The organism is Paraburkholderia sp. TE9906 (genome assembly GCF_056279605.1).
The window spans coordinates 43,825-66,521 of record NZ_JBWCCT010000002.1 but is presented as its reverse complement, the minus strand read 5'-3'; the positions used below and the strand labels follow the sequence as shown (position 1 = coordinate 66,521).

Below are 22,697 nucleotides of genomic sequence, written 5' to 3'. Positions count from 1 at the left end.
TTCGCTTCCTTCCATTCAGTGTGAAAGGCCTTCGCGGGCGCCCACTCGTGCTATTTCGACTGTTTTCTTCGGCTTCACGCGGCAGATTCGCGCGTTTCACATGTGGCTTGCATTCGGCATGGCCACACCTGATGCACGCGGCACTGCCGAACCTCTGCGCGCTGTGCGGCAATTTGTCGCATAAGACGTTGTGCGCCGGTTGCGACAAGGCCTACTGGAACGAGAGCCGGTTGCGATGCACGGTATGCGCGGTGCCCTTGCCGGCAACGCGATGGGCCGCACATGCGCGATATCGCTGTGCGGATTGCGTCGCCGAAGCGCCGCCGTTCGATGCGACCTTCGCGCTTGCCGACTATCGCGCACCGCTCGACACGCTCGCGGTCGGCCTGAAATTCCGCGCCCGGCTGATGCTGGCGCAGGAGTTCGCGCAGCGCCTCGCGCGGCTTGCGCAAGACGCATGGCAGGATGAGTCCGAGCGGCCCGACGTAATCGCGCCGGTGCCGCTGGCGGGCCGGCGTCTCACCGAGCGCGGCTACAACCAGGCATGGCAGATCGCGAAGCCATTGGCCCGCACGCTCGACGTGCGCGGCGACGCCACCTTGCTGCAGCGAGTGATCCACACCGCACCGCAATCGCGGCTCGACCTCGACGCGCGCCGGCTGAACGTCGGCCGCGCATTCCGGGTCGCGCGGTCGGTGAGCGGGCTGCACGTCGGCGTGGTCGACGATGTGATGACGACCGGCGCGACGCTCGAAGCGCTCGCCCGTACGCTAAAAGCTGCCGGCGCGCGGCAGGTCACGAACTTCGTCGCGCTGCGCACACCGAAAAACTAGTCTTTACCTGGTCTCACTATGTTCAATGTCGTTCTCGTAGAACCGGAAATTCCGCCGAACACCGGCAACGTGATTCGCCTGTGCGCCAACACCGGCGCGCGGCTGCACCTGATCGAGCCGCTCGGCTTTCCGCTCGACGACGCCAAGCTGCGCCGCGCCGGCCTCGACTATCACGAGTATGCGCAGATGAACGTGCATGCCGATTGGGCCGCGTTAGTCGCCAAAGAATCGCCGGATCCGGCGCGCATGTTCGCGTTCACCACGCGCGGTTCGGGCCGCTTTCACGAGCACGCGTTTCAGGCGGGCGACTGGTTCGTGTTCGGCGCCGAAACGCGCGGCCTGCCCGACGCCGTGCTCGACGAATTCGCGAACGAACAGCGCGTGCGCCTGCCGATGCGCCCCGGCAACCGCAGCCTGAACTTGTCGAATACCGTCGCGGTCGTGGTGTTCGAGGCCTGGCGTCAGACCGGCTTTGACGGCGGCGCCTGACGGCGTTTCAACTCGGCCTCGTAGCGGGCGAACATCGCGTCGTCGAAGCAGGCGAACAACACCTGTTCGATGTGCGGCGCGCGCGGCAAGGTGCCGAGCACCGTCGCGAGCGCGATCCGCACCGCATCGTCGGCGGGGAAACGGTAGATGCCACAGCTGATCGCGGGAAACGCAATGCTCCTGCATTGCGCCTCGCGCGCCACCTCCAGCGAGCGCTGATAGCAGGACGCGAGCAGATCGGCTTCGCCATGCGCCCCACCCCGCCAGACGGGGCCGACTGCGTGGATCACATGTTTGGCCGGCAAGCGGTAGCCGCCGGTGAGCTTGGCGTCGCCGGTCGCACAACCGCCCAACGTTTCGCATTCGCGCAGCAAGTCGCGGCCGGCTGCGCGATGAATCGCACCATCCACACCGCCGCCGCCCAGCAGCGACGTATTCGCAGCGTTGACGATCGCGTCCACTGCAAGCGTGGTGATGTCGACTACACGTGCTTCCAGCGTGCAAGCATTGACAGTGAGCATGGGAACCTCGCTGATCCGAAGCGTCGATAAAAACGTGGACAGCGATAGAGGGCAGCCGTTCAACGCGATGACGCGCTAAACGGCTGAAACTGATCGATTCAAGAACAGCGCTTATTCCGCCTTGGAATCGCGCCGCAGCAGGGCGCTGACGGCGTCGCGAGGCGCTACGCCGTCGAACAGCACGGCGCACACCGCTTGCGTGATCGGCATTTCGATCGCGTGCGCGCGGGCAATTGCGAGAACCGCTTGCGCGCAGCGGACACCTTCGGCCACGTGCCCCAAGGCACCGAGAATGTCGTCGAGTGTGCGGCCCGCGGCGAGTTGCACGCCAACTGTGCGATTGCGCGACAGGTCGCCGGTCGCGGTCAGGATCAGATCGCCGAGACCGGTCAGGCCGGTGAACGTCTCAGCCCGTCCGCCGAGCGTTACGCCGAGGCGCGACATTTCCGCCAGCCCGCGCGTGATCAGCGCCGCGCGCGCATTGAGACCGAGCCCGAGACCGTCGGCAATGCCCGTTGCGATGGCCAGCACGTTCTTCACTGCCCCGCCCACTTCCACGCCGACGACGTCGTCGCCGGTATAGATGCGCATGGCGTCGTGGTGAAACGCGGCAACCGTGTTCTCGCGGCATGCCGCCGACGCGCTGGCGATCGTCAATGCGACCGGCAAGCCCTGCCCGACTTCGCGCGCGAAGCTCGGACCGGACAGCACACCGTTGCTGCCATGCGTCGGCAGCTCGGCCGCGACCACCTGATGCGGCAGCAATTGCGGATCGGCTTCGAAACCCTTGCACAACCACACCAGATGCGCAGGCACCTTGCCAGCGTCGCGCATCGTTCGAAGCAGACCACGCAGGCCGGCCACGGGGGTGGCCACGACGCATAGCGCGTCATCGGCGAGGGCGTGGTCGAGCGCCGCGTTCAGGTCCGCTTCGTAGCGAAGCGCGGGCGACAAAGCAACGCCCGCCAGGTAGCGGACGTTTTCGTGCGTCGCGCAGAGATCGGCAATGAGCGCAGGCTCGCGCGCCCACAACACCGTGTCGTGCCGTAAGGCCAGATGGCCGGCGAGGGCTGTGCCCCATGCGCCGGCGCCGAGGACAGCAACCTTCATAGCCGGCACTGCTTGCGTCACCTTAGTGCGTGACGCCGTTTTGCGCCGCGCCTTCCTGGCTGCCCATCTGCGCGAGACGTTGCTCGTACAGCGCCTGGAAGTTGATTTCGGCGAGGTGGATCGGCGGGAAGCCGGCGCGGGTGATCGCGTCGGCAATGTTCGAGCGCAGGTACGGGAACAGGATCGTCGGGCAGGCGATGCCGACGAGCGGATCGATCTGCTCTGCGGGGATGTTGCGGATGTCGAAAATACCGGCTTGCTTGGCTTCGATCAGGAATGCAACCTTGTCCGACACCTTGGCCGTGACAGTGCCCGTCACGAGGATTTCGAACACGGTGTCGGCGAGACGCTCGGCCTTCACGTCGACTTCGACTTCGACTGACGGCATTTCCTGCTCGAGGAAGATGCCCGGCGAATTCGGCTGCTCGAGCGACATGTCCTTCAAATAGATACGCTGGATGTTGAAGAACGGCTGGTTATTCTCGTCGGACATGATTGAGTGATTCCCTGATAGGTATGCATGGTGGCGGCCCATGATTCCATGGGCCGCCGGATCGTTGCGGCGCGCCGCCCGCCCTCGCAGGGCAGGCATGCGCCAGCTTGTATTTCACGCGCCGGCTCACGCCTTCCGCAGATGTGCGGAGGACGCGCGAATTCAGGCGGCTTCGAGCAGCGGCATCAGACCGCCCGCGCGGTCGAGCGCGGACAGGTCATCGTACCCGCCGACATGCGTCTCGCCGATGAACACCTGCGGCACCGTGCGACGACCGGTCCGGGTCATCATCTCCTCACGACGAGCCGGGTCCTTATCGATCAGTACCTTCTCAACGTGCTCGACGCCGCGCGACTTTAAAAGACGTTCGGCCATCTGGCAATACGGGCACACCTGGGTGCTGTACATGATCACTTTGTTCACTTGGCTGCTCCTTGTTTCACAACCGGCATACCGGCTTTCTGCCAGGCGTCGACACCGCCTTCGAGAACGTGGACTTCCGCGTATCCCGCATCCTGCACGATACGCGCTGCCTTGTTCGACTGCTGGCCGGTCTGGCACACCAGCAGCACCGGGTTGCTCTTGTTCTTTACGAGTTGCGCGACTTTCGCCTGCAACTCCGCAAATTCAAGGTGCCGTGCCGAGGGCAAATGCCCCAGGGCGAAGTCGGCGGACGAACGAAGATCGATGACCGCCGCATTGCGCCGGTTGATCAGTTGGGTGGCTTCAGCGGCCGACAGGCCACCGCGGCCGCGCCGGATGATCGTCGGCCACAGCAGCAACCCACCGGAGATGAGGACGATCGCGATCAGTACAAGGTTTGTGTAATCAGTGAAAAACTTCACGGAAAATCCGCCGAAAAAGAGAGAAATCGAAAAGGGCAATCCACCCATTATAAAATAACCGTCTGACGCGATGGCGGTGCTCCTCCAGAGGAATCCCCGCTGCGCTTTACCGCTTCCTTACTACCGACCGGCAATCTCATGTACAAACTCGTTCTCATCCGCCACGGCGAATCGACGTGGAACAAGGAAAACCGCTTCACCGGCTGGGTCGACGTCGACCTCACCGAACAGGGCAACAGTGAAGCGCAGCAGGCGGGCGTGCTGCTGAAGGAATCCGGCTACACATTCGATATCGCCTACACGTCGGTGCTCAAGCGCGCGATCCGCACGTTGTGGCACGTGCAGGACAAGATGGATCTGATGTACCTGCCGGTCGTCCATTCATGGCGCCTGAACGAGCGTCATTACGGCGCGCTGTCGGGCCTGAACAAGGCGGAAACCGCCGCGAAGTTCGGCGACGAGCAGGTGCTGGTCTGGCGTCGCAGCTACGACACGCCGCCGCCGGCGCTGGAGCCGACGGACGAACGCGCGCCGTACGACGACCCGCGTTACGCGAAGGTGCCGCGCGAACAACTGCCGCTCACCGAGTGCCTGAAAGACACCGTTGCTCGCGTGCTGCCGCTGTGGAACGAGTCGATCGCCCCGGCCATCAAGTCGGGCCGCAAGATCGTGATCGCCGCGCACGGCAACTCGATCCGCGCGCTCGTCAAGTACCTCGACGACATCTCGGACAGCGACATCGTCGGCCTCAATATTCCGAACGGCGTGCCGCTCGTCTATGAACTCGACGAGAACCTGAAGCCGATCAAGCACTACTATCTGGGCGACCAGGAAGCGATCGCCAAGGCGCAAGCCGCGGTCGCCAAGCAGGGCAAGGCAGGCTGATTTCGCCCAGCCGGCCGCGGGCCTCGTGCATTGAACATGCACGGGCGCCGCGGTCCGCCGGCTGCGCCGACCGGCAACACCTACCGGTTGGCACGGCTCGCATCAGGCAAGCGCGCCCTTCTGGCCGCCTTGCGCGTGTTACGGCACATTACTTCGCTAGCGCGGCCTCAATCTCACGAACCCGCTCCGGTTCGCACTGTCGAATCACGATTGCCCGCCCTCCCCCCTGAGTAGGCGGGTGTGCAGTTATACTTGTCCGTCCAAATCCTATCGACGCTGCCACGCGCTTCCGACCGCAACAGACTCTATGCGAAAGAACCTGAAAAATATCGGCCTGATTGCCGCGGGCCTTGCTACCGGTGCATTTGCCACCCTGCAACTTTCCGCCTCGGCCCAGCAACCCGCTAGTGCCGCCGCCGCACCCCTGCCGTTAGACCAGCTCAGGCTCTTTGCCGAAGTGTTCGGGCAAATCAAGCACGAATACGTCGAACCGGTCGACGATAAAAAGCTCCTCACCTCCGCGATCAAGGGCATGGTGTCGAGCCTTGACCCGCACTCGTCGTACCTCGACAAGACCGATTACGAGGAACTGCAAGAGCAGACCAAGGGCCGCTTCGCGGGTTTGGGCATCGAAATTTCGTCGGAAGACGGCCTGATCAAGGTGATTTCGCCGATTGAAGACACGCCCGCGTTTCGCGCCGGCATCCGTCCGGGCGACCTGATTACGCGTATCAACGACAAACCCGTGCGCGGCATGACGCTCGACCAGGCGGTCAAGCAGATGCGCGGCGAGCCGGGCACCAAGGTCACGCTCACGATCTTCCGCAAGTCCGACGACCGCACGTTCCCGCTCACGGTGACGCGCGCGATCATCAAGGTCCAGTCGGTCAAGGGCAAAGTCGTTGCGCCGGGATTCGCGTATGTCCGCATCACCAGCTTCCAGGAGCGCACCACGCCTGATCTCGCGGCGAAGCTGCAGGACATCGCGCGTCAGGAGCCGAATCTGAAGGGCCTCGTGCTCGACCTGCGCAACAACGGCGGCGGCTTGCTGCAAAGCGCGGTCGGCGTAGCCGGTGCTTTCCTGCCGCCGAATTCGGTGGTGGTGTCGACCAACGGCCAGATTCCGGATTCGAAGCAGGTGTATCGCGACACGTACGACAACTACCGCCTGCAATCCTTCGACAGCGATCCGCTGAAGGACATCCCGGCCATCTTCAAGACCGTGCCGATGATCGTGCTGACCAACGCCTACTCGGCGTCGGCTTCGGAAATCGTCGCGGGTGCGCTGCAGGATCAGCATCGTGCGCTGATCGTCGGCAAGACCACCTTCGGCAAGGGCTCGGTGCAGACCGTGCGCCCCATGACCGCGGATACCGCGCTGCGCCTGACCACCGCGTACTACTACACGCCGAGCGGCCGCTCGATCCAGAACAAGGGCATCCGTCCTGATATCGCGGTCGATCAATACGCGGAAGGCGATCCGGACGACGCGCTCGTGACCCGTGAAGTCGACTACTCTAACCACCTTGCGAACACGCAGGACCCGAACGAGAAGAAGGAAGCGGAACAGCGCGAACAGGAACGCATGGACCAGTTGCGCCAGCTTGAAGAAGCGAACGACAAGAAGACGCCGGAACAGCGTCAGAAGGATCGTGAGCGCAAGCCGGTGGAATTCGGTTCGGCCGACGACTTCATGCTGCAACAGGCACTGGCCAAGCTCCAGGGCAAGACGGTGCAGGAATCGAAGTCGCTGACCGAGCGCCGTCTCGCGCAGAGCAAGCCGGCCACGTCGGCGTCCGCGCCGGTCGCGGTGAAGCCGACGCAACCGGTTCCGGGTGCATCGGGCGTCGCGCCCGCTTCGGTTCCGGCTACGCAAAGCAAGTAAGCAGCACACCCTCGCGTGTCTTCGCAGCGCATCCTGCTGCGCAGACACGCAGCATCACCCGCAACAAGCCTCACCCTTCGCGCGATTAAAATAACAACAACGAAACGCGCACGGCAGACCGCAAGTCTGCTTCCCTTTGCGCGACATACTCACGCGCTCCGCCATGAACGACGATCAACTCCTTCGCTACTCCCGCCATATTCTCGTCGATGAAATCGGCATCGAGGCGCAGCAGCGCTTTATCGACGCGCACGCGATCATCGTCGGCGCGGGCGGCTTGGGTTCGCCCGCCGCGATGTATCTCGCGGCGGCCGGCGTCGGCCGCTTGACGCTGGTCGATGCCGATACGGTCGACCTAACCAATCTGCAGCGGCAGATCCTGCACGCGAGCGCATCGGTCGGGCGCAAAAAGGTGGAGTCGGGACGCGACACGCTTGCGCAGATCAATCCCGAGGTGACGGTGAACGCGGTGGCCGAGCGCGTCGATGACGCCTGGCTCGATCGCGAAGTACCGCACGCGAGCGTCGTGCTCGATTGCACCGATAACTTCGCGACGCGCCACGCAATCAACCGCGCCTGCGTGAAGCATGGCGTGCCGCTGGTGTCGGGCGCGGCGTTGCGTTTCGACGGCCAGATCAGCACGTTCGATTTCCGCGACGAAGCATCGCCCTGCTATGCATGCGTCTTTCCCGAGGACCAACCGTTCGAGGAAGTCGCGTGCTCGACGATGGGTGTGTTCGCGCCGACGGTGGGCATCATCGGTTCAATGCAGGCCGCTGAAGCGCTCAAGGTGATCGGGGCAATCGGCACGCCGCTACAGGGACGTCTGATGATGCTCGATTCGCTGCGGATGGAGTGGAACACCATGCGAATCGGCCGCCAACCGGATTGCCCGGTATGTGGACAAAGGCACCACCCTTGACGGCGCGATGCCTACGCCCGCGAACCGCTGAATAGAAAAACGCCGCATGCGGCGTTTTTTCATGCGACTACGCCTGCCTCGCGCTCAGGCCTGCGCGACACGCTTGAGTGCGGCCTGCACCTCTTCCGGTTCGAACGAAGCCAGCACGTCGGCCACGGGCTTCTCCAGCGTTTTGAGATGCGAACGCAGCACCTCCTGCTTGACCACCAGCAACTGGCTCGGGTGCATCGAGAACTCGGTGAGGCCCATGCCCAACAACAAGCGCGTCAATGCCGGATCCCCCGCCATCTCGCCGCACACCGACACCGGCACGCCCGCGCGCTTCGCCTCGCGCAACGTGAATGCGATCAGATGCAGCACGGCCGGGTGCAGCGGGTCGTACAGATGCGCCACCGCGTTGTCCGCGCGATCGATCGCCAGCGTGTACTGGATCAGATCGTTGGTGCCGATCGACAGAAAGTCGAGCCGCTTCAGGAACAGCGGCAATGCGATGGCGGCCGCCGGGATTTCGATCATCGCGCCGACTTGCACGTTCGGATCGTAGGCAATACCCGCATCGTCGAGTTGGCGCTTGGCCTCGCGCAGCAGATCGAGCGTCTGGTCGATTTCCTGCGCGTGCGCGAGCATCGGAATCAGAATCTTCACCGTGCCGAACGCCGACGCGCGCAGAATCGCGCGCAACTGCGTGAGGAACATCTGCGGCTCCGAGAGGCTCCAGCGAATCGCCCGCAGCCCCAACGCGGGATTCGCGGCGGTCTCGTAGCCGTCACCACCGCCCATCGAGTCGAGCGGCTTATCGGCGCCGACGTCGATGGTGCGGATCGTGACCGGCAAACCGTTCATCAACTCGACGGCCCGGCGGTACGCGGCGAACTGCTCTTCCTCCTCGGGCAAGCGGTGCTTGTGATTCATGAACAGGAACTCGGTGCGGAACAGGCCCACGCCGCTCGCACCCGAGTTGACTGCGGCGCGCGCGTCTTCCGGCAGCTCGATATTCGCGCACAGTTCGATGCGCGTGCCGCACAGCGTTTGCGTCGGCGAAAATTTCAGGCGCTGCAGCTTGCGTTGCTCCAGTTCTTTTTCGCTTTGCCGATACGAATATTCTTCGAGCACGATCGGCGCGGGATCGACGATCACGATGCCATGATCACCGTCGACGATGATCAGATCGTCCTGCCGGATCAACGCGCTCGCGTGCTGCACGCCGACCGCGGCCGGAATGCCCAGGCTGCGCGCGACGATCGCCGTATGCGATGTGCGGCCGCCGAGGTCCGTGACGAAGCCCTGAAACGTCTGCGTCTTGAACTGCATCATGTCGGCCGGCGCGATGTCGTGCGCGACCACGATCATCTCGTCGCACGCACCGTGCACGCCGCCGCCGAGCGTCGCCGATGCGCCCGCGAGCGCCTTCAGCACGCGCTCCACCACCTGCTCGATGTCGGCTTTGCGCTCGCGCAGGTACTCGTCTTCGATGTCGTCGAAGTGACGCGACAGGCGCTCGAGTTGCTCGGTCAGCGCCCACTCCACGTTGTAGCGGCGCGTGCGGATCAGGTCGATGGTTTCCTGCACGAGCATCGCATCGTTCAGGATCATTGAATGAACATTGATGAACGCGCCCATTTCGCTGGGCGCGTCTGCGGCGAGATCGGCGCGCAGCGTGTCGAGCTCCCGATGCACGTGTTGCTGAGCCGCGCGAAAACGCTCGACCTCGCCCTCGATCTGGGCGGGTTCGATCAGATAGTGGTCTACGTCAAGTGCTGCCGGGGCGATCAGATAGGCCCGCCCGATGGCGATACCGCGTGACACGGGAATTCCATGCAGCGTGAAGGACACGCGCACCTCCTCTAGTTGTGTGATGCTGCGGCAAACCGCTGCAATGCTCTCAGACTCTGCTGATCATTATAAATTCCGCACCCTCTGCAAGTACGGCAAGGCTATGTGCAGCGCAGCACGAATTATCGTCATCGACATGACAATGCGCCCTCGGCAGGGTTGCATTCCGGCAAGTTGATCGCGCCTATGCGCAGACAGGCAAGCCGATTTCCCCGCGCCTATCCATCCATTTTCTCGCGCTAAAAAAAACGCCGCGGACAGCCGCGGCGTGGATACTCGTTGCAAACGTGCACGCGCGACTTCACTGACCCTCGCCGAATTTATCGGCAATCAGTTTCAACAGTGCGTCCATCGCTTCCTTTTCGTCAGTGCCTTCCGTTTCGATCAGCACCGTGCTGCCGATGCCCGCGGCCAGCATCATCACACCCATGATGCTCTTGGCATTGATGCGGCGGCCGTTGCGGCTCATCCAGATTTCCGCCTGGTAGTTGCCCGCGAGTTGCGTCAACTTGGCCGACGCACGTGCGTGCAGCCCCAGCTTGTTCACAATAGTCGTTTCCTGTTGCAGCATGTGATGGTCCGAAAGCGCGGGTAAGTATGGTTACGAAGGTGAATTTGCACACACCCGTTGCACTGCATTTGAAGCATTGGGCATCGGGCTTTTGAACGGCCTCCGCGCGGGCTACAAACCAGCCGCGTCGGTCTTCTGGGTCAGATCGGCGTCGGCCGGGAGTGCGGGTAGACAGTCGCCCGCAGCCGCGTCGGGCGGCAAACCCGGCATGCACTCGCTGACAGCCGCCGCGCACGCCACGGAGGCCGGCGTAGCCGGTCCAATTGCATGCACGCCCTTGGTCGCGCCGGCGAGCGCCTTGTCGACCAGCGTGTCGAGCGGCGTGGCGCGATAGCAGACCGCGCGCACCAGCATCGGCAAATTGACGCCGCAGAGCACGCGCACATTCGGCACCGTGGCGAGCCGGCCCGCGATATTCGCGGGCGTAGCACCGAACATATCCGTGAGCACGAGTGCGCCGTTTTCTTCCTTCAAACGCTCGATTTCCGAGTTCGCAAACGCAACCTGTTGCGCGGGGTCGCAATCGGGCGATACGTCGATGACGCCGATGCGAGCCGGCAAGCCGCCGTAGATGTGCGAAATACAATCGCGCAACGCGGTGGCGAACGGAGCGTGCGCAATGATCAGAATGCCTGCCATGTCAGCCTTACTGCAAAAGAACGGCCCCAAACCGTGGACCGGGACGACGCCCGGTTCGTCAGCGCCCTCGACCGGCCGTAGGTCATGAGAGCCGGAACGCATCATTTGACGAGCCGTGCGCCCGCGCTGCGCCATGCCGGCGCCGCTTGGGAATGGCTCGTTCACCGTCCGCAATCCGTGCCCGTGGCCTCGATTGAAGCCATCGAACCGGCTTGGCGCGGAAGAGCGGGCATTGTAGCAGGCTCATTTTCGCGCCAAATCCGGCGCTGCGCTTGATGCGGATTTACTACACAGGTTGGGGGTCATGGCGGGCATTCAAGGCCGCACGTCAGGCCGCCGCGCGCTCCAGCGCATCGATGAACATCGCCGCCACGTCGAAGCCGGTCTGATCCATGATCTCGCGGAAACACGTCGGGCTCGTCACGTTGACTTCGGTCAGCCAGTCGCCGATCGCGTCCAGCCCGACCAGCAGCAGACCGCGCGCCGCGAGCACCGGCGCGAGCGTGTCGGCGATCTTGCGATCATGCTCGGTAAGCGGACGCGCCACGCCCAGGCCGCCGGCTGCAAGATTGCCGCGCACTTCATTACCCTGAGGAATACGGGCGAGCGAATACGGCACCGCTGCGCCGCCGATCAGCAAAATGCGCTTGTCGCCGTCCTTGATCTCGGGGATGAACTTTTGCGCCATCACCGAGCGCGCGCCGTCGTGGCTCAGCATTTCGATGATCGAGCCCAGGTTCATGCCGTCGGCCTTCACGCGGAACACGCCCATGCCGCCCATGCCGTCGAGCGGCTTGAGGATCACGTCGCCGTGCTGTTCATGGAATGCGCGCAAACGGGTCGCGTCGCGCGTGACCAGGGTGGGCGTGACGAACTGTGCGAACTCGCCGATCGCCAGTTTTTCCGAATGATCGCGAATCGCCTGCGGCTTGTTGAAGATGCGCGCGCCGCCGCGTTCGGCCATTTCGAGCAGCCACGTCGACGTGACGTATTCCATGTCGAACGGCGGATCCTTGCGCATCACCACTGCGCTGAAGCTCTTCAGCGCGCGAGGCGCGGCCGCGTCGGCGGCGTGCCACTCGTCGCGATGCAGATCGGTCACGTCGCCGACGATCGCAATCCGCCGCACGTTCGCTTCGACGTCGCCGCCCGTCCACGCCAGATGCTTCGGCTCGCACGTGTACACCACGTGCCCGCGGCGTGCGGCTTCGGCCATCATCGCGTAGGTCGAATCTTTGTAGATCTTGAACTGGGAGAGCGGATCGGCGATGAAAAGAATGTCCATGAAGGTCCCGTTGCGCCCTGACGGGCGTGGCATTGTTCGTAAATATAGTCGTTGAAAATGGCGATGGCGGCACGCATGCCGCCATCGCCCATTCAGGATGGCTTAGACCTGGATCGCTTCCGGATCGGTCTTTTCCAGTTCGACCGATGCGGCGAGCAGCCCGAGCCGCGCCACCACCCCGTACATGTAGAAGCGGTTCGGCGGCGCCGCGCCGGGCTTCGCGTGCGCGTCCGGCAGCGCCGTATGCTCGAAGCCGAGCGGCACGAAGTGCATGCCGGGCGCGTTCAGGTTCTGGTCGCGCTCGCGGCTGCCGTGCACCCGATAGAAGCCGCCCACCACATAGCGGTCGATCATGTAGACGACCGGCTCCGCGACTTCCTCGCCGATGCGCTCGAACGTGTACACGCCTTCCTGCACGATCACGTCGTGCACTTCGAGGCCGTCTTTGGTGGCCGCCATCTTGGCGCGCTCGCGCTTGGTGAGCGCGGCCACTTCCGACGCGTCGTGCACGGTCATCACGCCCATGCCGTACGTGCCCGCGTCCGATTTGATGACGACATACGGCTTTTCGGAAATACCGTACTCGCGGTACTTCCTCGCGATCTTTTTGAGCACGCCGTCGATCGCGTCGGTCAGCGCTTCTTCACCGGTGCGCTCCTGGAAATCGACGCCTTCGACATGTGCGAAGTACGGATTGATCATCCATGGATCGATTTCGACCATCTTCGCGAACTTCTTCGCGACGTCGTCATAACACGAGAAATGCGTGGATTTGCGGCGAACCGCCCAGCCGGCGTGCAACGGCGGCAGCAGGTACTGCTCATGCAGATTTTCGAGTATGGGCGGGATACCGCCTGACAGGTCGTTGTTCAGCAGGATCGAGCAGGGGTCGAAGTTCTTCAGGCCGAGACGGCGCTGCGAACGTTCGAGCGGTTCGAGCACGAGCTTCTGGCCGTCCGACAGCGCAATCGTGACCGGACCGTTGATGCTTTCGTCAAGCGTGCCGAAACGCACGTTCAGGCCAGCCTGGCGCATGATCGCGGCCAGACGGGCGACGTTTTCGAGGTAAAACGCGTTGCGCGTGTGGCGCTCGGGAATCACCAGCAGATTCTTCGCGTCCGGGCAGATCTTCTCGATCGACGCCATGGCGGCTTGCACCGCGAGCGGCAGCACTTCCTGCGGCAGATTGTTGAATGCGCCGGGGAACAGATTGGTGTCGACCGGCGCGAGCTTGAACCCCGCGTTACGCAGATCGACGGAACAGTAGAACGGCGGCGTGTGCTCCTGCCATTCGAGCCGGAACCAGCGTTCGATGGCGGGTGTGGCGTCGAGGATCTTCCGCTCGAGATCGAGCAGCGGGCCGTTTAACGCCGTAACTAGGTGCGGAACCATTGATCACTCGCAGACTGGAGAAAAAAGATTGTAGAGCAAATGCTTTGCCCATTTGGGGACGGTTTCTCCATTCGCAAGCGGACGCGAATGCATTCTCACTATGGTCATGATAGGCGGGAAAATCCATCGCTCACAAGAGAGCCAGCAAGAAAAAAGCCCGCCATGAAGGCGGGCCAAATCGCTGCGCTTATTCGTGATCAGACGAGCCCGGGAGCACGGGCCCGCAGAAGTCTTTATTCGACGTGTTCGCCGTGCAGGCTCACGTCCAGGCCTTCGCGTTCCTGCTCTTCCGTCACGCGGATGCCCATCACCATGTCGATGATCTTCAGCAGGATGTAGCTCACCACACCGCTGTAGATCAGCGTCGTCAGCACGCCCTTGGCTTGCACGATGACGCTGCCGTCCGCGCCGCCGATGTCCTTGACCGCGAACACGCCGGTCAGGAGCGCACCCACGATACCGCCGATGCAGTGCACGCCGAACGCGTCGAGCGAGTCGTCGTAACCGAGCTTGTGCTTGAGCCACGTGGCCGACCAGAAGCAGACCACACCCGCCACGATACCGATCACCAGCGCGCCGAGCGTGCCGACGAAGCCCGAAGCCGGCGTAATTGCCACCAGACCCGCCACCGCACCCGAGACGATACCGAGCACCGACGGCTTACCCTTGGCCGCCCATTCGGCGAACATCCATGCGAGCGCCGCCGCTGCGGTGGCCACTTGCGTCGTGAACATCGCGAAACCGGCACGGCCGTCAGCCGCGACCGCCGAACCCGCGTTGAAGCCGAACCAGCCCACCCACAGCATCGCGCCACCGATCAGCGTGAGCGTCAGGTTGTGCGGAGCCATGGCTTCCTTGCCGTAACCGACACGCTTGCCGAGCACCAGCGCGCAGACCAGCGCCGCGATACCGGCGTTGATGTGCACCACCGTGCCGCCCGCGAAGTCGAGGATGCCCGCGCTAGCCAGCCAGCCGGTCGGTTCCCAGACCATGTGCGCGATCGGCGAGTAGACGATGATCGACCACAGCGTCATGAACACCAGCATTGCCGAGAACTTCATACGGTCGGCAAACGCGCCCGTGATCAGCGCCGGGGTGATGATCGCGAAGGTCATCTGATAGACGAAGTAGACCGTTTCGGGAATCGTCGGAGCCAGATGGCTGACGGTCAGCGTCGTGGCCTTGTCGCCCTTGATGTAGTTCATGCCCGCCATGAAGACGCGCGAGAAGCCGCCGATGAACGAACTGCCCGGCGTGAAGGCGAGGCTGTAGCCCACCACCGTCCAGACGATCGTCACGAGGCAGGTGATCGCGAAGCTTTGCATCAGCGTCGCGAGCACGTTCTTCTTGCGGACCATGCCGCCGTAGAACAGCGCCAGACCCGGGATCGTCATGAACAGCACGAGCGCGGTGGAGGTCAGCATCCAGGCGGTGTCGCCCGAATTGATCTTCGACGAATCGACCGAGAACGGCGCGGTCGGTGCCGCCGGTGCGGCGTCGGCTGCGGGAGCCGATGCCGCGGGTGCGGCGGAGGCGTCGGCGGCCGGTGCCGAAGCTGCTGCGGCGGCCGGTGCCGACGCGTCCGGCGCCGGGGCGCTGGCGGTCGTATCGGGAGCCGAAGCGGCTGCGGGAGCGGAAGCGTCGTCCGCGAGGGCGGCGCCCATACCGCCCGCGAGCAGCGAACCGGCCATCAGCAGGGACATCAATAATTTGCGCATCTTTCGTTTCCTCTTATCGCTATCTGTGTCGCTATCTTTTCGTGTTACAGAGCGTCCGCGCCGGTCTCCCCGGTGCGAATCCGGATCACCTGCTCGATCGGCGTGACGAAAATCTTGCCGTCGCCGATCTTGCCGGTGCGCGCTGCGCGTTCGAGCGCCTCGATCGCCTGGTCGACGATGTCGTCCGAGACAGCTGCCTCGATCTTCACTTTCGGCAGGAAATCGACGACATATTCAGCACCCCGATACAGCTCTGTGTGCCCCTTCTGGCGGCCGAAGCCCTTGACTTCCGTCACCGTGATGCCCGAGACGCCGATGGCCGACAAGGCTTCGCGCGCCTCATCGAGCTTGAACGGCTTGATGATTGCGGTAATGAGCTTCATGAAATCCCTCGCTAAGTTGCGTAACCCGTTGCGTAACCGTTTTGCGTACCCGTAACCCGTTCGCGTGGTCTCGTTCCTCTGCCGGCAGAAAGCGTCCGGCAGTGCGCGCGGGGCAGTAACAGCAACTCGCATGCCATGTTGTGTCAGACTGCGCACCGCGCGCGCCAGGAAAGGCGCGCAAGCGGCCCTGGCCGGATGGCTAACGATGGCCGGGCACGCTGGCGCGGCGTATGGATCGTTGCTAGAGTGTTCGAAGGTTTTGAACGCGAGGGCGGCGCACCAAAGGCGCTCATGCCGCGGCGGCGCGCAGATGGGCGCGCACCAAGACAGCCCATGCGCGATGACAAAGCACAGGCGTAATGAAATATGCACATTTTTTGTGCACAAAGGGGAACACCATGAAACAACCGAACGATGTTTTTAACGACTTTCAGGCTCGCATGAGCGAGCTGTTCAAGAACTCGCCGGCCAAAGATGTCGAACGCAACGTGAAGGCCATGCTGTCGCAGGGTTTTTCGAAACTCGATCTCGTCACGCGCGAGGAATTCGATACGCAGACCCAGGTACTGGTACGCACCCGCGCCCGCCTCGAAGAGTTGGAGCGCCGCGTCGCCGAGCTCGAACAGAAGCTGCCGGTCACCTCGCAAACGCCGTAACGCGTCGTTTGCAGCGCACTAGTTGCGCAGTGCTGCACATCACAGGCAAGCGAGCCGTGACGTCATCAGCGTTTTAGGGGATCTGCGCACGCCTTCGGCGTGCCGTCCGACGGGAGAAAATATGTCGCTTGCCGTGGTGCGCAGTCGCGCGCCGGCCTCCGGCCGCGCGCCCGAAGTCACTGTCGAGGTTCACCTCGCGAACGGATTACCCTCATTTTCGATCGTCGGCCTTCCAGACCTGGAAGTGCGCGAAAGTCGCGAGCGCGTGCGCGCGGCGCTGCAAAACTGCGGCTTCGACTTTCCCGTCCGACGGATCTTATGACGCCAACCGTAGTTTTCTCAGAAATGAACTAGGTAGACAACAAGGCCATGGAAGTCGTTTTGATGTTGTTTTTGCACATTATGAAATAATGTGTTGCCGCGGGCGCGAATTTGGATTCTTTCAACCAGCGCAAAAATCAACCTTCAGTCGCGTCCGCAAGTCGGAACACCAGTTGCCCCTCCTCTGCGGCCAAGGACGAGGATGCCCGACCAATGGCGCACGGCATTTTGCGCCACTGCCTGTCAGCGCCTCGGTAAACATACAAGGGCAGTTCTCCGCGCTCCCCAATGTCTCTGATTTCGGTCACGCTAGTCAGCGGCATCGATTCCCTTTCCGGGTCGCTTTCACAAAACAGGAAGACCTTGCGAACTCGCCGATCAAGTTGATTGGTCAGGTCCAACAGAGCACTGATTCCCGATATGAACCAGATGGCCGGGCCTCCTAGCTTTCCCACGTCCGCCTTGACCATAAACGTCGACTCGACCGCAGTCATCGTAAGCACTTTCCAAGGTAAGAACGGAGCAGAAATATCGCGAGCGGCACCATCGGCGCCCCAATCTTCATGTGTTAAGAACATCGCAATCGAATCTAAATTGTGTGAGCAAAGTGCGATTGTGACTCAAAAGCTACTGACGTGGTAGCAGCACATACACAACATCTTGCGGATGCCTCATCCGCCACTCCCATACCGCCCCGCGAGTGCTCGTGAACAACTCGCACTAAGCCTTCGCCGTATGCGCGCCGAGCGAGAGTGGTCACAAGAAGATCTCGCAGCAGCGGCTGGCCTCGACCGGTCCTTCATCGCGCACGTCGAAAGATCGGCGAGAAACATTTCCATCGACAATATTGAAAAGCTCGCAATCGGGCTGGGCGTCACCATCGCCGAACTCTTCCAAGCTCAAGATCCGCGATAACACAGTTGTAGCGGGGACCGTAGGCTGAGATTTTTGGGCGCACCTTCCGTTGATGCCGTCCTATCTGATGCCGGCCAAAAAGAGTGAAATCTGGCGAAGTCGGTGACGGTGGAGCGAGCGCGCGGCGGGAAGATTCTCGTATGGCAACACGGATTAGAAGTCGTTACACAATGCCGAAATCTCCGCTAAAGAAGCCGTTACACGCTTCCAAGCAATTGAATTTGCAAGGTAAACACTTCTAATCCGAAGACACCAAATCGCCCGCTTTCGAAGGGGAAATTCCTGAAAAGTGTCAGCGAATGAATTTGCCAAACGGGCGGACCGGGGCTTCGGCTTTGGCCCGCCCGTTTCGTTTTAGCCGGAGTCAAAAACGCACGCTCCGGTGCGAAGCTGCTACGTCGCTAAGAAGACACTAGCGTGGAGCTTCCATAGGACGGCATCGCTTGTTTGCTTGCGCTTGTTGGCTTTTTCGGCGAGTTTTCGAGATACTTTGCCCAGCGCCGGATGTTTGCCGCGCGGACGGGGCAGTATGAGCTGTTTTGTTCCGCCTCTGCCTCGTACAAACGGGCAATCGTCTGAGTCGCGCGAGCTTCGCGGCAGGACGTATGAGCTGAATTCATGAGTGATTCTCCTTTATAGTTTTTATGCACTCATGGTATCAGCACGGCGCGCGATAGTCGAAATCATTCTGAAACCGCGCAGCCTTGGGCCGCCCGTTTCGCTTCTCCACTTTGAGTACCCGCTTCACCGCCCGCCACACCATACTCTGGCCTTGCCTTGCCTTGCCTTGCCTTGCCTTGCCTGGCCTGGCCTGGCCTGGCCTGGCCTGGCCTGGCCTGGCCTGGCTTGGCCGGGCTTGGCCGGGCCGCCGCACGCCGTTACTTCAACGCCGCCACCGCGCTCCGCAGGTACTCACGCGACGCGTCAATCTTGTCCGGGTTGATGGGCTTGCTCAAGTCTGTTCGCTCCTTCTCGCCAAGGAAATATGCTGTTTGCTCAGCAGTCTCCGACCGCGGATGCGGAAGACCATGAAGCACGCGCTCCTTGCTCAAGAATCCCTCCTTGGTCAGCCATTCAACGCCTTTCGAAGTCGTCGTTCCCACAGGGATGACGACTGCTTCTGGCATGGCCTTGGCCATCTTCCCGAAGTGGTCTCGCATCTGCTGGCGGAGCATCGGGTCTCTCTCGGGATGAACGCCCGCCCTGAAGTTCTCACCGTTCCTGAACACGGGAAACTGAAGTACGGACGTCAGCTGCACCAAATCGCCTGCCTCGCCGAACAGGTCTTCGCTTGAGCGCAGGCCCAACCATTGGTGCACCCCAATGTGGTCGAGGAGCGATATGACCCGTTGGCGCGACGGCCCAGCGAAAGCTGCAGCGCGATTGGCGCGACGAAGAACATCGGGCAACGGTAGCGCTTCAGCGAGGGCGCGTTGCGCTTCGGTCAGCGCAACGTCGGCTTGGGAATTTCGGGGAGTGAGGTCGACCAGCACGAGCTTCGCCGTCGGATTCACCCATTCGCGTAATACACCGCCAAATCGCTGTTTCGATGCATACGGAGAGCGGTAGATTGCGGCTCGCCTCGCGGGCCCCGGTAGTCCCGGATAGTAGCTTCATACTTCTCGAACAGCTCGAATTTCACTTGTGGACTGGTCCGTGTATCTTGTTTTGTGTTTTCCAGCGATGCGTTATGCATCGAGACGCGGAAATCCGGCGCTCGTGGATGCCAGCAGGTATCGGCGAAAAGCAGTTTCGGACGTTGTAGCTTTGAAGTAGATACGAAAACCGGCACAGAAAACGTGGTATACATCTGGCCAGCATTCCAGTTTGCCTATCTCTTGATACGGTCTGTCGGTACGTGATTATCCGCTCTCCACGGATATTGCCCGTCGGCCGCTCGTGTGTAGGTCGTTGTCGAGCACCGGACAAGTCTCCAAACAATCGACCAAAGCTATTCTAAGTAGAAGAGTCGCAATATGGCGGGGCCTTTTTTCAAAGTGGTGGTCAATGACCTGGCTCGGAACCCCGGGCTCATGGGCATCTGCGCTGGATTCGAACTCGGCGAGTGGCGCGCCGACCAGCTGTCGAAGCTGCTGTTCCAGTCTCTTCCTGATTTCTGTCTCCGATATTCAGAGTATCAAAGCATCGATGCCGAAAATGCCGCCGAGAGATTGGGCGAGGCCGCGCGGAAGGTTTACCAGACCGACGCGTATCGAAACAGGGGGGAATTCGGCGAGCTCATTTTGCATGTTGCGCTCAAAAAAATATTCAACTCCATACCTGCGATTTCGAAAATCTTCTTCAAGGATTCAAGCAATCATGCAGTGAAGGGCTTTGACGCTGTTCATGTCATTCCAACTCAGACTGGTCTTGAATTGTGGCTGGGTGAGGTGAAGTTCTATCAGGACATCGCGAAAGCCATCACCGACGTCTGCAAAGAGCTCGACGCGCATTTCGAACGCGAGTATCTGAGAGAGGAGTTCCTTCTTATCCGCGGGAAGATTGATGAGGCGTGGCCGCACGCGGGAGCGCTGAATAAGCTTCTTCACGAAAGCACGTCCCTAGATGAAGTTTTCGATGTCGTCGTCGTACCCGTCTTGCTGACGTACAACAGCCCGACGGCCGCGCTTCACGACCGAAGCACCGAGGCTTATCTAAGCGCGCTAACGACTGAACTTGAGCGGCACTACTCGACGTTCACGTCGAAAAACAACCTGACGCACATCGAAGTGCGTCTGATTCTCTTCCCCATGCGGGAGAAGAAGCTGCTCATTGACGCACTCCATAAGCGGCTGGAGACCTATCGATGCCTTTGAAATTCCACGAAATTCGCGCACGAATATCCACGGCCGCCGCGGCCGGCGTCTCGGACTCGTTTGCGTTGCTGCGGGAAGTATCTGGCTATCTGAACTTGACGAAGGGCACGAGCGATGAGCATTTGGGCCAAGAACTCGTCATCCGATTGCTGGACGCCAAGCATATCTTTGAAGACCACGCGGCCATTCTGGATTCGTTCGTCCGTGAATCGGGACTTTTCCCTTATTTGCAGCCGGACCGACTTGGTATCGCTGACGCACTCGCATACGAGATGCACAGGCCGACCGCGAGCTCGGAAACGGTTTTTCACAGAGCGCAAGCGCAGGTGTTCGACCACCTCATGGCGGGCAGAAGTGTCGTATTGAGCGCGCCGACGAGCTTTGGCAAAAGCCTGATTATCGACGCCGTGGTGAACTCAGGTCGTTATCGCAACATCGCTATTGTTGTGCCGACTCTCGCGCTGCTTGACGAAACTCGACGTCGGCTTACCGTTCACGGCGAACGGTACAAGATAATCACTCATTCCTCACAAATCCCCGGTGAACGCAACATCTTTGTCCACACTCAAGAGAGAGTGGTCGAGAACAAACACATCCAGCACACCGATTTCTTCGTTATCGACGAGTTTTATAAGCTGAATCCCGGAGAAGATGACGGCCGCGCGCAGATGCTCAACTTGGCGTTTCACAAGCTCGCCAAGCAAGCGCGCCAGTTTTATATGCTCGGCCCGAACATCCAGAACATCCCGGACAGCTTCATCGAGAAGTATCAGTGTCGGTTCATCAGGACCGACTTCAATACCGTCGCCTCCGAGATTCACCGCTTCGATGTGAAGGACGACTCGGCTCATGCTGTGAATCTCTGCCTGCGGCTGAAGGAGCCGACGCTAATTTACGTTCGGTCTCCGGCACGCGCTCAGTCGATAGCCATACAGCTGGCCAATGCGTTGGGGAACAATGGCACCGAGTCGGCTAAGGAAACGGCTGCTTGGGTCAGAGAGCGCTATCACCGGGACTGGTCTTTCGCCAAAGCGTTTGATGCTGGGGTCGGCGTCCATCACGGCAGGCTGCCACGCTCACTTACTCAACTCGTCGTACGTCGTTTCAACGAGGGCGCGCTTCGCTATCTCGTTTGCACCTCGACGTTGATTGAGGGAGTCAATACGCGTGCGAAGCATGTCATCGTGCTAGACAACAAGGTAGCCAGCAAGAAATTTGACTATTTCACATTCGCCAACATTAAGGGACGCTCGGGACGGATGCTCAAGCATTTCATCGGGCATGTCTATCTCTACCACGAGCCGCCGCAACCCGAATTGCCGTTGGTCGACATCCCGGTGGTGACGCAATCGGATGAGGCTAGCGATGCGTTGCTCATCCAGCTTGAGCCAGCCGAGCTCAGCGCATCATCTTCAGGACGCGTCAAACAATACTTCGACGACCCTCTTCTGAGTCTCGACGTTTTGCGAGAAAACGCAGGCATTGACCCTGCCGCTCAACTTGATGTGGCACAAGCAATCGTCAATGACCTTCAGAAGGCGCACACGATGATGTCGTGGCGAGGTTTTCCAACGTATGAACAGCTCGCTTATCCTTGCGAGCTCCTTTGGAAACACTTCACCGGCGGTCGCCTACGGTCAGGAGCGCATACCGCAAGGCAGTTGGCCTTCCTTCTTATGCGTGTCCTGCAGGTTCCCAGATTCAGTGACGCGATAGCGCTCTTCCACCGAGACGGCCGACACATCGACGAGGCCATCGAGACGCTGCTCGACTTTCAGCGTCAGTGGGCGGAATTTCGAGCGCCAAATCTGTTATCCGCGGTTGACCGGATTCAACGCCATGTATTTGAAAAATATGGGCTGTCAGCTGGCAACTATGATGCATTCATCGGCCAAGTTGAAAACTTGGGCCGTTCGCCCGTCGTCAATGCGCTAGATGAGTATGGGCTGCCGACGCAAATTGGGCAGATTGTTTGGGAAAATTCGGGGCGCCCCGATACCTTGGACGAAATGCTGGATGCGATGCGTCAGCGACACCTCTATTTCATGGGTCTCAGCCAGTTCGAGAACCGGCTCGTCCAGGACGTTCGAATCAGCCTGATGCCAAGCGGCCCGCTATAAACGAAGGAAAGGGGTTTGTGCCTCGATGGCGGTCAGCCCACTCACGCCTCATGGCACCGCTTTCG

At 61.3% G+C, this 22,697-nt stretch carries 23 protein-coding genes and 1 pseudogene; 10 read left to right on the top strand and 14 right to left on the bottom strand.

All coding sequences use genetic code 11. The annotated features are described in order from the left end of the window. The first annotated feature begins 131 nt into the window (after nt 1–131). Both ACZ9H4_RS04235 and trmL read left to right on the top strand, forming a co-directional pair. Nucleotides 132–833, top strand: coding sequence for a phosphoribosyltransferase family protein (locus tag ACZ9H4_RS04235; RefSeq protein WP_476118320.1), 702 nt, complete (start codon nt 132–134; stop codon nt 831–833). A gap of 18 nt (nt 834–851) precedes the next feature. Continuing rightward, the gene (gene trmL / locus ACZ9H4_RS04230; protein ID WP_476118319.1) at nt 852–1,322 is read left to right on the top strand and encodes a tRNA (uridine(34)/cytosine(34)/5-carboxymethylaminomethyluridine(34)-2'-O)-methyltransferase TrmL; all 471 of its coding nucleotides are present in this window, start codon (nt 852–854) and stop codon (nt 1,320–1,322) included. Here the strand turns inward: trmL and ACZ9H4_RS04225 are convergent. The 5 genes from ACZ9H4_RS04225 to ACZ9H4_RS04205 form a co-directional block, all read right to left on the bottom strand. Then, on the bottom strand, nt 1,295–1,843 hold the full coding sequence (locus ACZ9H4_RS04225) for an O-acetyl-ADP-ribose deacetylase (RefSeq protein ID WP_476118318.1): 549 nt from the start codon (nt 1,841–1,843) through the stop codon (nt 1,295–1,297). The two genes, trmL and ACZ9H4_RS04225, sit on opposite strands and share 28 nt — an antisense overlap. A 111-nt stretch (nt 1,844–1,954) precedes the next feature. Next, a complete protein-coding gene (locus ACZ9H4_RS04220; protein WP_476118317.1) occupies nt 1,955–2,953 on the bottom strand; it encodes an NAD(P)H-dependent glycerol-3-phosphate dehydrogenase in 999 nt (332 codons plus the stop codon). 22 nt (nt 2,954–2,975) lie between these two features. Continuing rightward, a complete protein-coding gene (gene secB, locus ACZ9H4_RS04215) occupies nt 2,976–3,446 on the bottom strand; it encodes a protein-export chaperone SecB (RefSeq protein ID WP_074762880.1) in 471 nt (156 codons plus the stop codon). Between the two features lie 162 nt (nt 3,447–3,608). Continuing rightward, the gene (grxC, locus tag ACZ9H4_RS04210; protein WP_028199035.1) at nt 3,609–3,869 is read right to left on the bottom strand and encodes a glutaredoxin 3; all 261 of its coding nucleotides are present in this window, start codon (nt 3,867–3,869) and stop codon (nt 3,609–3,611) included. After that, nucleotides 3,866–4,291 (bottom strand): rhodanese-like domain-containing protein, encoded by a 426-nt coding sequence (locus ACZ9H4_RS04205; RefSeq protein ID WP_408145752.1) that lies wholly within the window; start codon nt 4,289–4,291, stop codon nt 3,866–3,868. Before ACZ9H4_RS04205 ends, grxC begins: the two co-directional genes overlap by 4 nt. A gap of 138 nt (nt 4,292–4,429) precedes the next feature. Between ACZ9H4_RS04205 and gpmA the strand changes: the two genes are divergently transcribed. The 3 genes from gpmA (at nt 4,430) to ACZ9H4_RS04190 (ending at nt 7,983) form a co-directional block, all read left to right on the top strand. Then, complete coding sequence (gpmA, locus tag ACZ9H4_RS04200) at nt 4,430–5,176, top strand: 2,3-diphosphoglycerate-dependent phosphoglycerate mutase (protein WP_476118316.1); 747 nt, start codon at nt 4,430–4,432, stop codon at nt 5,174–5,176. A gap of 307 nt (nt 5,177–5,483) precedes the next feature. Continuing rightward, a complete protein-coding gene (locus tag ACZ9H4_RS04195) occupies nt 5,484–7,061 on the top strand; it encodes a S41 family peptidase (RefSeq protein ID WP_476118315.1) in 1,578 nt (525 codons plus the stop codon). Nucleotides 7,062–7,224: 163 nt separating this feature from the next. Next, a complete protein-coding gene (locus tag ACZ9H4_RS04190) occupies nt 7,225–7,983 on the top strand; it encodes a HesA/MoeB/ThiF family protein (protein ID WP_408145586.1) in 759 nt (252 codons plus the stop codon). 84 nt (nt 7,984–8,067) lie between these two features. On the opposite strand, the gene ptsP is transcribed toward ACZ9H4_RS04190, so the two are convergent. The 7 genes from ptsP to ACZ9H4_RS04155 all read right to left on the bottom strand — a co-directional run bounded on the left by ptsP (nt 8,068) and on the right by ACZ9H4_RS04155 (nt 15,804). After that, a complete protein-coding gene (gene ptsP / locus ACZ9H4_RS04185) occupies nt 8,068–9,816 on the bottom strand; it encodes a phosphoenolpyruvate--protein phosphotransferase (RefSeq protein WP_408145584.1) in 1,749 nt (582 codons plus the stop codon). 301 nt (nt 9,817–10,117) lie between these two features. After that, a complete protein-coding gene (locus ACZ9H4_RS04180) occupies nt 10,118–10,387 on the bottom strand; it encodes an HPr family phosphocarrier protein (RefSeq protein WP_054035732.1) in 270 nt (89 codons plus the stop codon). 111 nt (nt 10,388–10,498) lie between these two features. Beyond that, the gene (locus ACZ9H4_RS04175; protein ID WP_408145582.1) at nt 10,499–11,026 is read right to left on the bottom strand and encodes a PTS sugar transporter subunit IIA; all 528 of its coding nucleotides are present in this window, start codon (nt 11,024–11,026) and stop codon (nt 10,499–10,501) included. 328 nt (nt 11,027–11,354) lie between these two features. After that, nucleotides 11,355–12,311, bottom strand: a complete 957-nt coding sequence (gene gshB, locus ACZ9H4_RS04170; RefSeq protein WP_408156129.1) for a glutathione synthase — start codon at nt 12,309–12,311, stop codon at nt 11,355–11,357. 102 nt (nt 12,312–12,413) lie between these two features. Further along, nucleotides 12,414–13,703: a glutamate--cysteine ligase gene (gene gshA / locus ACZ9H4_RS04165; RefSeq protein WP_408145578.1), complete on the bottom strand. Its 1,290-nt coding sequence runs from the start codon at nt 13,701–13,703 to the stop codon at nt 12,414–12,416. A gap of 233 nt (nt 13,704–13,936) precedes the next feature. After that, on the bottom strand, nt 13,937–15,421 hold the full coding sequence (locus ACZ9H4_RS04160) for an ammonium transporter (protein WP_476118314.1): 1,485 nt from the start codon (nt 15,419–15,421) through the stop codon (nt 13,937–13,939). 44 nt (nt 15,422–15,465) lie between these two features. Then, entirely contained in the window at nt 15,466–15,804 is a 339-nt protein-coding gene (locus ACZ9H4_RS04155; protein ID WP_006048089.1) for a P-II family nitrogen regulator, read from the bottom strand. A 398-nt stretch (nt 15,805–16,202) separates the two neighbouring features. Here ACZ9H4_RS04155 and ACZ9H4_RS04150 point away from each other — a divergent pair, with 398 nt between their 5' ends. Together ACZ9H4_RS04150 and ACZ9H4_RS04145 are read left to right on the top strand one after the other, a co-directional pair. Next, nucleotides 16,203–16,460 carry an accessory factor UbiK family protein gene (locus ACZ9H4_RS04150; RefSeq protein WP_408145574.1) on the top strand — a complete coding sequence of 86 codons (258 nt, stop codon included), beginning with the start codon at nt 16,203–16,205 and terminating at the stop codon, nt 16,458–16,460. 121 nt (nt 16,461–16,581) lie between these two features. Beyond that, a pseudogene (locus ACZ9H4_RS04145) lies at nt 16,582–16,776 on the top strand (magnesium chelatase domain-containing protein); the annotation flags it as partial. A gap of 142 nt (nt 16,777–16,918) precedes the next feature. On the opposite strand, the gene ACZ9H4_RS04140 reads toward ACZ9H4_RS04145, so the two are convergent. Further along, nucleotides 16,919–17,359, bottom strand: a complete 441-nt coding sequence (locus ACZ9H4_RS04140) for a hypothetical protein (protein ID WP_476118313.1) — start codon at nt 17,357–17,359, stop codon at nt 16,919–16,921. An 88-nt stretch (nt 17,360–17,447) separates the two neighbouring features. Between ACZ9H4_RS04140 and ACZ9H4_RS04135 the strand changes: the two genes are divergently transcribed. Further along, nucleotides 17,448–17,696 (top strand): helix-turn-helix domain-containing protein, encoded by a 249-nt coding sequence (locus ACZ9H4_RS04135; protein ID WP_476118312.1) that lies wholly within the window; start codon nt 17,448–17,450, stop codon nt 17,694–17,696. Between the two features lie 878 nt (nt 17,697–18,574). Here the strand turns inward: ACZ9H4_RS04135 and ACZ9H4_RS04130 are convergent. Beyond that, nucleotides 18,575–19,189 carry a hypothetical protein gene (locus ACZ9H4_RS04130; protein WP_476118311.1) on the bottom strand — a complete coding sequence of 205 codons (615 nt, stop codon included), beginning with the start codon at nt 19,187–19,189 and terminating at the stop codon, nt 18,575–18,577. Between the two features lie 483 nt (nt 19,190–19,672). On the opposite strand from ACZ9H4_RS04130, the gene ACZ9H4_RS04125 reads away from it, so the two are divergent. Further along, on the top strand, nt 19,673–20,512 hold the full coding sequence (locus tag ACZ9H4_RS04125) for a HamA C-terminal domain-containing protein (protein ID WP_476118310.1): 840 nt from the start codon (nt 19,673–19,675) through the stop codon (nt 20,510–20,512). Then, entirely contained in the window at nt 20,503–22,632 is a 2,130-nt protein-coding gene (locus tag ACZ9H4_RS04120) for a DEAD/DEAH box helicase (protein ID WP_476118309.1), read from the top strand. The genes ACZ9H4_RS04125 and ACZ9H4_RS04120 overlap by 10 nt, the downstream gene beginning before the upstream one ends. The last annotated feature ends 65 nt before the right edge of the window (nt 22,633–22,697 follow it).